Raw genomic sequence first — 11,676 nt, 5'->3', positions numbered from 1 at the left:
ATCGTACCTTATCAGTTTGACGTGAGTGTTACCCCAGTTGCGGCCAAAGGTTCAACGCGGGTTTCGCGCGGCTTCATGCCCAACAAGGGCGCCACGCGCTCAATAATCGTCGCAGCGACCGGAACGGCCGTCCAACCAGCGGTTCGGCGCGGCTTTGTGCCCGAGGTCTCGACCGGTTCGTCCAGCGTGACGATCAGCACGTATTTCGGGTTGTCCGACGGGAACATGCTGGCGAACGTGTTGATCACCTTGTCATCATAATACCCGCCACGCGGTTTGGGTTTGTCGGCGGTACCGGTCTTGCCGCCCACCAGATAGCCCTCGACCTCGCCAAAGCTGGCGGTGCCTTCGGTGACCACCTTGCGCAGCATGTCGCGAGCCGCCGCAGCCGCTTCGGGGGTCATCACTCGCGGGCCGCGTTCGACATGGGCGCGCTTCAGCACCGTCGGCGTGACGACGTGGCCGCCATTGGCGATGGTGGCATAGGCGGCAGCCAGATGCATTGGCGTGTTGGAAATGCCGTGCCCGTAAGAAATCGTTACCGAGCTGAGCTTGCCCCATTTCTGCGGTACCAGTGGGGTCGAGCCGGTGGCCTCGACGATTTCGAATGGCGTCCGGTCCAAAAGCCCTAGGGTTTTCAGGAAGTCCTGCTGACGTTCCGGGCCAATCTGAAGCGCCATGCGCCCCGTGCCACGGTTCGAGCTTTTGACGATGATATCTGTCACCGAAAGCTCGCCATAGTTCTTGTCGCGGAATTCACCGATGCGGAAGCCCGAGATCTTCATCGGCTTGCCCGTGTCGATCACCGTGTTCGGGTTCACCAACCCCAGATCCATGGCCTGAATGGCTGTGAAAATCTTGAAGGTCGAGCCAAGTTCATAGACGCCCTGCACCGCGCGGTTAAACAGTGGGCTGTCAGACTGATCCATCCCCTTGTCCGCCACCGTCAGGGGGCGCGGACGGTTGTTCGGATCAAAGTCCGGCAAAGACGCGACCGAAATCACCTCGCCTGTGTGCACGTCCATCAGGATCGCTGCGGCGCCCTTGGCGTTCATCATTTTCATGCCGCCATAGAGCACACGTTCCACCGCATCCTGAATGGTCAGGTCGATGGACAGCTCAAGCGGCGCGCCGCCATTGGCAGGATCGCGCAGAAAGTCGTCGAAGTGCTTTTCAACGCCCGCAACACCGATCACCTCGGCAGCCGACACACCTTCACGCCCAAAGCTCGCACCACCCAACACGTGCGCGGCCAGCTTGCCATTGGGATAAAGCCGCATCTCGCGCGGGCCAAACAGAAGGCCCGGCTCGCCGATATCGAACACGGCCTGTTTCTGCTCGGGGCTGATTTTCTTTTTGATCCACAGGAACTTGCGCGTTCCGGTGAAGTCCTTGATCAGGCGCTCTGGGTCCAGATCCGGGAAGATATTCACCAGCTCTTTTGCAGCGCGTTCCGGGTCCACCATCTGATGCGGCTGAGCATAGAGCGCGTGGGTCACAAGGTTGGTCGCCAGAATGCGGCCCTGACGATCCAGAATATCAGCGCGCGCCGTCGCGATCGAGGCACCGGGTGCCTGCGCACGAGGTTCTTGCGCCTCTGACGCCGACAAGGTCGCCATGCGCACGCCTACTGTCATAAAGGCACACAGGAAAAACCCGGCCAACACCAACAACCGCCCTTCCGAGCGTAGACGCGATTCATTGCGAATCTGATCATGTCGCTGGCTCAGGTTTTCACGTTCGATGGCATCGGGATTTTCGCCCTTTGCACGCGCTTCCAGAATACGCGCAAGCGGGCGGAGGGGGACACGGGTCATTGCTCGATCTCTCCCATAACCTCGACGGCCCCGGTGATTTCGGGCAATTCATCTTCACCAAATGCGATCTGATCCACGCGACCGAACTGGCCCGGCTCAAGCACGTTCAGTTCCAGCTTGTCATAGTTCATCCGCGCCAAATCCCGCAGACGATCCGGGCGGTTCAGATAGGCCCATTCGGCGCGCAGGACAGTCAGTTCTTCCTGCATGCGGCCAATTTCGCTTTGCAAAGCGTGTGCGCGATCAAGCGAGGCCTGCGTTTTATAGTTTTCTGAGTACGCCCAGTACGCCAGCCCCATCACGGCAAGAGCTGAAAGGATATACAGCAAGCTACGCATTACGATCTGTCCTTAAACACCAAGGGCGGCAATCCAAGCTTCTTGCGGTCCGACGGACCCGCTGGCGCGTCCGTGCGAGTCGCCACGCGCAACCGGGCAGACCGGGCACGTGGGTTGACTTGCAATTCTTCCTTGTCCGGTCCGATGGCCTTGCGCGGGGTCAGCTTGAAACGCGGGGTTTCTTCTGCGGCCTCCGGCGCATAGCGCGATCCACCTCCACCCGAAGACGCGCGCGCCTGCAAGAAGCGTTTCACCACGCGGTCCTCCATCGAATGGAAGGTTACAACGGCCAGCTTTCCACCGGGCTTCAATGCACGCTCAGCGGCCTCAAGCCCTTCTATCAATTGACCAAATTCGTCATTCACCGCGATGCGGATCGCCTGAAAACTACGTGTCGCAGGATGACTTTGTCCCGGCTTCGATCGCGGCAGGTTCTTCTCGATCACCTCGGCAAGTTGCAAAGTTGTTTCGAACGGAGCATCAGCCCGCGCCCTCACAATCGCACGCGCAATTCGGCGCGAGGCACGTTCTTCCCCGTAATGATACAAAATGTCCGCCAGCGTATCGGCATCCACCTCGTTCACCAAATCAGCCGCGGAAGGCCCAGATTGGCTCATCCGCATGTCCAGAGGGCCGTCCTTCATGAACGAAAAGCCGCGCTCGGCCAGATCCAACTGCATCGAGCTGACGCCCAGATCCAGCACCACCCCGTCCAGGGGCTTGCCAGCCAGCGTATCCATCTCCGAGAACGTGCCTTCGCGCAGCGCCAATCGGTCGCCATAATCGTCCGCCCAACCTGCAGCCATGTCGAACACCATTGGGTCGCGATCAATACCGCAAACCCAATCAGCCCCGGCCTCTAGCAATCCGCGCGTATAGCCCCCTGCCCCGAACGTCCCATCTGCCCAGTCACCAGAAACAGGCGCGACCGCTTCCAGAAGCGGCCGTAGCAATACAGGAATATGAGGACGTTTTTCGGTGGCAGCCGGGTCAGACATCTTAGCCATCCCCCTGGCCACCCAACAGGGTCAGCACATCGAAATTATCCGGCTGATCGTCCAGCCATTCTTCGGTCTTGGCGACCTCGACCTCTTCATAGGTCTCGGGCTTCCAAATCTGGAACGTATCACCGGTGGCGATAAAGAACGCTTCTTTATCCAGCCCGATTTTCTGGCGCAACTTGGCAGGCAGTACCAGACGGCCCGTTTCGTCCACGGTTGTGGGGAAGGATTGCCCGTTAAACAGACGCTCCAACATGCGGCGCTCCATCGAGCCACGCGGCATCTGCGCAATCTGATCATCCACCTCGTCGATGGCCTCGATCGTGTAGGCTTCCAGATAGCTGCGGCGATGATCGCCATATACAATAACAAGATTGGGGTTCAGACCTTCGGTCCAATCGGGGTCGCCAGCTTCAAGTACACGGCGAAACAGGGCCGGGATCGAGACCCTGCCCTTCGTGTCCACCTTGTGGTGGCTTTCACCTCTGAACCTGCGTGCCACTTGCGCGGCCCCCTTTAATCAACTGTCCCACCAGCCCTGAAAAGGGGCTGGAATAGAAACGGCGAATTGATCTGCTGCCACTGACCAATCCGCCGCCTGTCCCGTTTCCGGGTGCCCAGCTGCGCGCGCCACCTGGGGGGATGTCTGCTCGCGTACGCGCCGGATCTCTTTCGATGGATGAAGCGGGTGCCTGTATGAAACCTGACTTGGGAGTGTCATGAGGTCTTACGCCTCTTTATGTCCCGTCCTCATCTTGAATACATGGATAGCGTGGGAAATTATGGGAAGCAATAGTTTTTTGTGGGAGCACATACGGGGTAGCGCAAGAAAAATCGAGTAGATTCAAGTGCAAATGCAGAAATCACCGCGAGCATTCACTTAATGTAGGCTAAGTGATTCACCAATCCACTAGATATAGCGCTGCGCCCGCAGCATTATATTTTCCCATGAAATCCAAATTATTTTCATTTTTGCGAACACGAGAGGCGTCAGCCGCTCTATTTCAGCCCAAATCCACACCCAATACCATAGAAAGTCGGAGTATTTCAATCGACCAGCACCTCAAAGCCCATGAATTCCCAAACATCTCACTTCCCCTGAATCAAAACGCCCGGCACAGCAGGTGCACCGGGCGTTAGGAACTCTATTTGATGATCGGATCAGGCGATCCCGCGCGCCACCATATCTTTCGCAAGCTTGGCATAGGCATCGGCCAATGCCCCCTCGCCCGCGGCGATCGGTGTACCGCCGTCACCCGCTAGCCGCACATCCAAGGACAATGGAATTTCACCTAGGAACGGTGCGCCAATGGTTGTGGCCTCGTCCTTCACGCCACCATGCCCAAACAAATGCGCCTCGTGTCCGCAGCTCGGGCAGACATAAGAAGACATGTTTTCAACCAACCCCAGGATCGGGACCTTGACCTTTTCAAACATGTCGATGGCCTTGCGCGCATCCAGAAGCGCCACATCTTGCGGAGTCGAAACAACGATCGCCCCGCTGATCTGCGCCTTCTGTGCCAAAGTCAGCTGCACATCGCCGGTTCCGGGTGGCAGGTCGATCAGCAGCACATCAAGCGGCCCCCACGACACTTGAAACAGCATCTGCTGCAGTGCACCCATCAGCATGGGTCCGCGCCAGACGACCGCCTCGCGGTCAGATTTCAGCATCAATCCGATGGACATCATCTTGACCCCATGCGCCATAACGGGGCTCAGCATTTCCCCATCCGAGGATCCGGGCCGCTCGTTCGTGCCCATCATGCGCGGCTGGGACGGACCAAGAATGTCTGCGTCCAAAAGACCAACCTTGCGCCCCTGCTTGGCCAGAGCCACCGCCAGATTAGAACTCAGCGTAGACTTCCCGACCCCACCTTTGCCCGAAGCAATGGCGACAATCGACGTCACACCCGGCACCTGCATCGGGCCAGCTTGCGGCTTGGGATGCCCGCCAATCTTCAGATTTGGCGCTGGTTTGGCCGGCGCCGACCCGTGTGCGGTCAGAATGACAGACACGGTCTCGATCCCCGGCAGGTCAGCCACAGCGGCTTCGGCCGCGCGGCGCTGCGGCTCCAAGCCAGCGGCTTGCTCGGGTGTCTGCGCTTCGATCACAAACCGAACCGCCGCCCCATCAACCGTCAGGGCGCGTACCATGTCGCGCGATACAAGATCGCCACCATCCGGCAGAGCAACCGCCGAAAGCGCGCCCATGATCCTGTCTTTTACATCCGCCATTGAAGCCTCCTTGATCCTAGCCTCATTACTTGGCGTCTTTCAGCGACGACGCAAGGGGTAAAACGACCCGGGGCAAGCTGACTGATTCAACCGGTTGCCCGACCTGTGCTCCTCCGCGCAAAGCGCTCTTCTTCTGAAGCAGTGATTCAGGTGGATAGCTTCCCCAACGGCACCCAAGCACAATCATCTTTCTGCTGTGCAGCATTTTTCATCCACAGGCCACCAAACCGCATCAAAGTGCTTATTTTACTGGCACTTTCAACCTATGCACCGAGTGCATGACGGGTTTGATTGTTCGGGGTGTTGTGCACCTGCAGCATTAACCCCATGTTTGCCTCACAGCGACGACGTTGTCGCTAACGAGATGAGTTTGCCCAAGGTTACGGGCACCAAAACCGCAGTGATCTGTGATCGAAAGTGAGTACGTGCAATGGCACATGCATCTGAAATCATTTTGGCCCACGCCGGCCTGGCTGACCGCTTTGTCGCCCTGCTCGCGCGTTGGAAAGACGAATACATCGCCCGTCAGGCCTATCGCCAAACGGTGAAGGAACTGAACGCGCTGAGCGACGTTGAGCTAAATGATCTGGGCATCAGCCGCGGTTCGATCCGCCTGATTGCTCGAATGGCCGTTTACGGCAACTGAATTTCGGTTCACCGCCACCCTCCTCCCAGGTGGTGAACATGAATGGCGGCGAGGTCTCCTCCTCCTCCCGGATCTCGCCGCCCAAAATCTTCGGACTGTCGTCCTCCTCCCTGACAGTCCTTGGGCCGCGGTGATGTCTTCCTCCTCCCTGACATCACCGCACCCCCAAATTTCGGGGCGTTCCACCCTCCTCCCAGGAACGAACCGATTAGACGTGGGTCACCTCCTCCCGGCCCAAGTCACAGCGCCGGACCTCACTCCTCCTCCCAGAGGTCCGACCACATAGGAAACGGCGCCGCTCACCTCCTCCCGAGCGGCGCCGTTTTTTTATTCCGGTTGGTCTGATTTTTTGGCTTAGAAGGGGACGTCGCCCGCTTGCGCGGCTGGCACGATGAACTTGGAGACGACTTTCTTAGCGCCGGCCTTGTCAAACTCGATATCCAGCTTGTCGCCTTCGATCCCCATCACGGTGCCATAGCCGAACTTGGTGTGGAACACGCGATCGCCTTGGGTGAAGGACGACACAGCGGTGGCGTCGATCACAAGGCCCTTTGCTTCGTTGGGGCTGGGCTTGGACCGCAATGCGCCCTGCGCCTGCATCCGCTTCCAGCCGGGCGAGTTATAAGCATCGGCACGGCTGGCTTTGTCCTCTAGCGGGGATTGCCCGCCGAAATCGCCCGACATGCCACCATAGCCCCCACCATACAGGCCGGGCGCGGTCAGCACCTCGACGTGGTCCTCAGGAAGCTCATCGACAAACCGCGAGGGCAGCTGCGACTGCCATTGGCCGTAAACGCGGCGGTTGGCCGCGAAGGAAATCGTGCAGACCTCTTCGGCGCGTGTGATGCCCACATAGGCCAGCCTGCGTTCTTCTTCGAGCCCCTTGAGGCCGCTTTCATCCATCGAGCGTTGCGACGGGAACAGCCCGTCTTCCCACCCCGGCAAGAACACAGCCGGGAACTCCAATCCCTTGGCCCCGTGCAGGGTCATGATGGTGACTTTTTCCTCGGCGTCGTCGGTGTCATTGTCCATGATCAGGCTGACATGCTCGAGGAAACCTTGAAGGTTTTCAAAGCTTTCCAGTGCCTTCACCAGTTCCTTGAGGTTTTCCAGCCGTCCCGGCGCCTCGGGCGTTTTGTCGTTCAGCCACATGGTCGTGTAACCGGACTCCTCAAGGATCATCTCGGCCATTTCGATATGTGTGTCAGCCTCGGCGCGCAGTTGGTTGAACCAACGGTCGAGGTTGCCGACCAGTTCGGCCAACCCCTTGCCGCCCTTGCCCTTGATCGCGCCGCTTTCCACGGCGATCCGGGCACCTTCGACCAGCGACACACCATTGGTGCGGGCGAGCATCTGGATGGTCTGCACTGCTTTATCGCCCAATCCGCGACGGGGCGTGTTGACGATGCGTTCAAACGCCAGATCATCGTCTTGCGATACCGCGAGCCGGAAATAGGCCATCGCGTCGCGGATCTCGAGCCGTTCATAGAAGCGCGGGCCGCCGATCACGCGATAGGGCAGACCGATGGTCAGGAAGCGGTCTTCAAAGGCACGCATCTGGTGCGAGGCGCGCACGAGGATGGCCATATCATCCAGCGACTTCGGCGCCATGCCCCGTGTGCCGGATTGCATCGCCTCGATCTCTTCGCCGACCCAGCGGGCTTCTTCGTCGCCGTCCCAATGGCCGATCAGGCGGACCTTTTCGCCGCCCTCGGCCTCGGTCCACAGCTCTTTGCCCAGACGGTCGGCGTTGCCAGCGATCACACCCGAAGCAGCGGCCAGAATATGCGCGGTCGAGCGATAGTTCTGCTCCAACCGGACGACCTTTGCGCCCGGAAAATCCTTTTCAAACCGTAGGATATTACCCACCTCGGCCCCGCGCCAGCCATAGATCGACTGGTCGTCATCGCCTACGCAACAGATGTTTTTATGCCCCGCAGCCAGAAGGCGCAGCCAGAGGTATTGGGCGACGTTGGTATCTTGGTATTCGTCAACGAGGATGTAGCGAAACCAGCTTTGATACTTGGCTAAAATATCGTCGTGCTGCTGGAAAATCGTGACCATGTGCAATAGCAGATCACCAAAATCACAGGCGTTCAGCGTCTTCAGGCGATCCTGATACTGCGTATAGAGTTCCGGTCCGCGCCCGTTGAAGGCCTGCGCCTCGGAAGATGGCAGCGTTTCCGGCGTCCACGCCCGGTTTTTCCAATTATCGATCACGCCAGACAACAACCGCGCAGGCCAGCGCTTTTCGTCGATATTGTTGGCGGCAATCAGCTGTTTCATCAGCCGGATTTGGTCATCCGTATCCAGAATGGTGAAGTTGGTTTTCAGCCCAACAAGTTCGGCATGACGTCGGAGTAGCTTCACACAGATCGAGTGGAACGTGCCCATCCACGGCATGCCTTCAACCGTCTGACCCAACAGCCCGGCCACCCTTTCCTTCATCTCGCGCGCGGCCTTGTTGGTAAAGGTCACGGCAAGAATTTCGTTGGTCCGCGCGGACCCGGTGGTCAGCAAATGCGCGATCCGTGTGGTCAGCGCCTTGGTCTTGCCAGTTCCCGCGCCCGCCAGCATCAGAACTGGGCCGTTCAGCGTCTCGACCGCCTCGCGTTGGGCGGGGTTCAAGCCATCCATGTAGGGTGCGGAACGTGCCCCCAAAGCTGCACCCATCGCACGCTGCGACAGCGGCACTTTCGGCGCGCCTGCCCCATCATCGGAATCATCAATCAGATCGTCATTATCAATGCTGCTCATTTGCTCTTCTTAGCAACGCCATCGCCACAGGGGAAGAGCGTGTTCCACATCTGTTCCAACCGCCCCCTAAAAACGCCCATAACTTTCCGCCCCCTACGGGGGCGTGGCGAAATGCGCCCCTATATAAGAAGAGTGCCCATTGACAAGCTGCCCCTTCCCGACCCATCTAACGCCCCCAGAACAAGGCTGGTATTGCGCAGCCTGAATGAGTCGAGAGGAAGTTCATGCCAGTAGTCGTCGTTGAAAGCCCGGCCAAAGCCAAGACCATCAACAAATATCTTGGGTCGGACTACACGGTGCTCGCCTCGTACGGTCACGTGCGCGACCTTCCCCCCAAAGACGGGTCGGTCGATACCGACAACGAATTTGCCATGAAGTGGGAGATCGGCCGCGACAGTGCCAAGCACGTGCGCGCCATTGCCGACGCCCTGAAAGACGACAACAACCTCATTCTCGCAACCGACCCCGATCGCGAGGGGGAAGCGATTTCGTGGCACTTGGAAGAGGCGCTTCGCAAGCGTCGTGCGGTCAAGAAGGACACACCGGTCAGCCGCGTGGTCTTCAATGCGATCACCAAATCCGCCGTGACCGAGGCGATGCAGAACCCACGCGACGTGGACAGCGATCTGGTCGAGGCTTATTTGGCCCGCCGTGCGCTGGACTACTTGGTGGGGTTCAACCTGTCGCCCGTCCTATGGCGCAAACTGCCCGGTGCACGCTCGGCTGGTCGCGTGCAGTCGGTCTGCCTGCGTCTGATCGTTGAGCGCGAAGAAGAGATCGAGGCGTTCAACGCCCGTGAATACTGGTCGGTGAAGGCCCTGCTTTCGACCCCGCGTGGGAAAGAGTTCGAAGCGCGCCTGACGGTTCTGGGGGGCCAAAAGCTCGACCGTTACGACCTTGAAAACGAAACTGCCGCCGAGCTGGCTGTACAGGCCATCACATCGCGCGATCTGTCGGTGCAGTCGGTGGAAGCGAAGCCTGCGACCCGCAACCCCTCGCCGCCCTTCATGACCTCGACCCTGCAGCAGGAAGCCAGCCGCAAGTTTGGCTTTGGTGCACGTCAGACCATGTCGACCGCCCAGCGCCTCTATGAAGCCGGCTACATCACCTACATGCGGACAGACGGGATCGACATGGCACCCGAGGCTGTGACCGCTGTGCGCGACGCGATCACCGATCGCTATGGCAAGGAGTTCATCCCCGCCAGCCCACGGATCTACAAAAACAAAGCCAAGAACGCCCAAGAAGCACACGAGTGTATCCGCCCGACGGATATGACCGTGTCCGGCAGCGATCTGGCCAAGCTGGAACCCGATCAGCGCAAGCTCTACGACCTGATCTGGAAGCGGACCCTCGCCAGCCAGATGGAAAGCGCACGGTTCGAGCGCACCAGCGTCGATGTCGGCTCGGATGACGGTCAAGTGGTGCTGCGCGCCACGGGTCAAGTTGTCGTTTTTGAGGGCTTCCTGAAGGTCTATGAAGAAGGCCGCGACGATCAGGTGACGGATGACGACGACAAACGTCTGCCCCAGATCATGGAAGGCGAAGCCGCCGAGAAAAAAGGCATCACGCCCGAACAGCACCACACCCAGCCTCCGCCCCGTTACACCGAAGCGACGCTGGTCAAACGCATGGAAGAACTGGGCATTGGCCGCCCGTCGACCTATGCGTCGGTGATCACGACCATTCAAGACCGCGAGTATGTCCGCAAGGACAAGAACCGCCTGTTCCCCGAGGATAAAGGGCGGATCGTGACGATCTTCCTGATGAACTTCTTCCGCCAGTATGTGGGCTATGAGTTCACCGCGAACCTTGAAGAAGAACTTGACGAGATTTCGGCTGGCGACATGGATTACAAAGAAGTGCTGGCGCGCTTCTGGCGGGATTTCTCGGCTGCGATTTCCGAGACGTCCGAGCTGCGAATTTCCGAAGTGCTGGACAAGCTGGACGCCGCCCTTGCGCCCCAACTGTATCCGCCGCGTGAAGACGGAACTGATCCGCGTGTCTGCCCGAAATGTGGCACCGGACAGCTACACCTGAAAACCTCGCGCACTGGCGGGTTTGTCGGCTGTGGGAACTATCCGGAATGTAACTACACCCGCCCGATCGCGGGTGAAGGTGCCGAAGGTGAAGAGAAGCTTCTGGGCACCGATGGTGATGACGAGATCTGGCTGAAGGATGGCCGTTATGGCCCCTATGTGCAGCGTGGGGAAGCCACGCCTGAGAACAAGCGCCCCAAGCGCACCTCGCTTCCACAGGCACGCAATGGCGGCTGGCCGAAAGAGGAAACCGACCTTGAACGTGCGCTGCAGCTTCTGTCGCTGCCGCGCCACGTGGGTGACCACCCGGAAGGTGGGCGGATCACGGCGAACTTGGGGCGTTTTGGTCCCTACCTGATGCACAAGTTCCCGGATGACGAAAAACCTGTTTATGTCAGCCTCAAGCAGTGGGCCGAGATGTTCGACGTGGGCATGAACCACGCGGTCGAGCTTTTGGCCGACAAACGCGCCAATCCGGGACGTCGCGGGGCCGCGACGGCCAAGCCGTTGAAAGAACTGGGCGAACACCCGGAAGATGGCGGGCCGGTGAATGTGCTGGAAGGTCGCTATGGCCCTTACGTGAAATGGGGCAAGGTGAACGCTACGATCCCGAAAGAGGTCGAACCTGCCGACGTCACCATGGAAATGGCCGTAGGCTGGATCGCCGAGAAGGCCGCAAAGAAAAAGCCCGCTCGCAAAAAAGCTGCGCCGAAGAAGAAGGCCGCAGCCAAGAAGTGATGCTGTACAGCCGGAGCCGGGTGACCGGCCCGGTTCGGCACGCCGCGATTTGCCAGACTTGAAAGTTGCCCCTATCGTTGACCCGGCATGTGGCCATTGCGCCAT

8 protein-coding genes are annotated in these 11,676 nt (G+C 59.2%); 2 read left to right on the top strand and 6 right to left on the bottom strand.

Annotated elements, in window-relative coordinates; all coding sequences use genetic code 11:
* Positions 1-11 precede the first annotated feature (11 nt).
* From ALP8811_RS04500 to ALP8811_RS04480, 5 genes are all read right to left on the bottom strand, one after another.
* Positions 12-1,817, bottom strand: a complete 1,806-nt coding sequence (locus ALP8811_RS04500) for a peptidoglycan D,D-transpeptidase FtsI family protein (protein WP_108855971.1) — start codon at positions 1,815-1,817, stop codon at positions 12-14.
* On the bottom strand, positions 1,814-2,155 hold the full coding sequence (gene ftsL / locus ALP8811_RS04495) for a cell division protein FtsL (protein WP_108855970.1): 342 nt from the start codon (positions 2,153-2,155) through the stop codon (positions 1,814-1,816). Before ftsL ends, ALP8811_RS04500 begins: the two co-directional genes overlap by 4 nt.
* A complete protein-coding gene (gene rsmH, locus ALP8811_RS04490) occupies positions 2,155-3,153 on the bottom strand; it encodes a 16S rRNA (cytosine(1402)-N(4))-methyltransferase RsmH (protein WP_108855969.1) in 999 nt (332 codons plus the stop codon). Before rsmH ends, ftsL begins: the two co-directional genes overlap by 1 nt.
* 1 nt (position 3,154) lies before the next feature.
* Complete coding sequence (mraZ, locus tag ALP8811_RS04485) at positions 3,155-3,658, bottom strand: division/cell wall cluster transcriptional repressor MraZ (RefSeq protein WP_108855968.1); 504 nt, start codon at positions 3,656-3,658, stop codon at positions 3,155-3,157.
* A 659-nt stretch (positions 3,659-4,317) separates the two neighbouring features.
* Entirely contained in the window at positions 4,318-5,391 is a 1,074-nt protein-coding gene (locus ALP8811_RS04480) for an Mrp/NBP35 family ATP-binding protein (RefSeq protein ID WP_108855967.1), read from the bottom strand.
* 430 nt (positions 5,392-5,821) lie between these two features.
* Here ALP8811_RS04480 and ALP8811_RS04475 point away from each other — a divergent pair, with 430 nt between their 5' ends.
* The gene (locus ALP8811_RS04475) at positions 5,822-6,037 is read left to right on the top strand and encodes a DUF1127 domain-containing protein (RefSeq protein WP_108855966.1); all 216 of its coding nucleotides are present in this window, start codon (positions 5,822-5,824) and stop codon (positions 6,035-6,037) included.
* Between the two features lie 354 nt (positions 6,038-6,391).
* Here the strand turns inward: ALP8811_RS04475 and ALP8811_RS04470 are convergent, their stop codons facing one another.
* On the bottom strand, positions 6,392-8,794 hold the full coding sequence (locus ALP8811_RS04470) for an ATP-dependent helicase (RefSeq protein ID WP_370738875.1): 2,403 nt from the start codon (positions 8,792-8,794) through the stop codon (positions 6,392-6,394).
* 224 nt (positions 8,795-9,018) lie between these two features.
* Here ALP8811_RS04470 and topA point away from each other — a divergent pair, with 224 nt between their 5' ends.
* Positions 9,019-11,571, top strand: a complete 2,553-nt coding sequence (topA, locus tag ALP8811_RS04465; RefSeq protein WP_108855965.1) for a type I DNA topoisomerase — start codon at positions 9,019-9,021, stop codon at positions 11,569-11,571.
* Positions 11,572-11,676: the final 105 nt, after the last annotated feature.

The sequence above is a fragment of the Aliiroseovarius pelagivivens genome, from assembly GCF_900302485.1.
Classification (GTDB): domain Bacteria; phylum Pseudomonadota; class Alphaproteobacteria; order Rhodobacterales; family Rhodobacteraceae; genus Aliiroseovarius; species Aliiroseovarius pelagivivens.
This window is presented reverse-complemented; position numbering and strand designations above follow the sequence as displayed.

Coding starts and splice junctions, on each gene's coding strand:
- ftsL (WP_108855970.1), bottom strand. CDS start 2,155: ATGCGTAGCTTGCTGTATATCCTTTCAGCTCTTGCCGTGATGGGGCTG.
- rsmH (WP_108855969.1), bottom strand. CDS start 3,153: ATGTCTGACCCGGCTGCCACCGAAAAACGTCCTCATATTCCTGTATTG.
- ALP8811_RS04500 (WP_108855971.1), bottom strand. CDS start 1,817: ATGACCCGTGTCCCCCTCCGCCCGCTTGCGCGTATTCTGGAAGCGCGT.
- ALP8811_RS04480 (WP_108855967.1), bottom strand. CDS start 5,391: ATGGCGGATGTAAAAGACAGGATCATGGGCGCGCTTTCGGCGGTTGCT.
- ALP8811_RS04470 (WP_370738875.1), bottom strand. CDS start 8,794: ATGAGCAGCATTGATAATGACGATCTGATTGATGATTCCGATGATGGG.
- ALP8811_RS04475 (WP_108855966.1), top strand. CDS start 5,822: ATGGCACATGCATCTGAAATCATTTTGGCCCACGCCGGCCTGGCTGAC.
- topA (WP_108855965.1), top strand. CDS start 9,019: ATGCCAGTAGTCGTCGTTGAAAGCCCGGCCAAAGCCAAGACCATCAAC.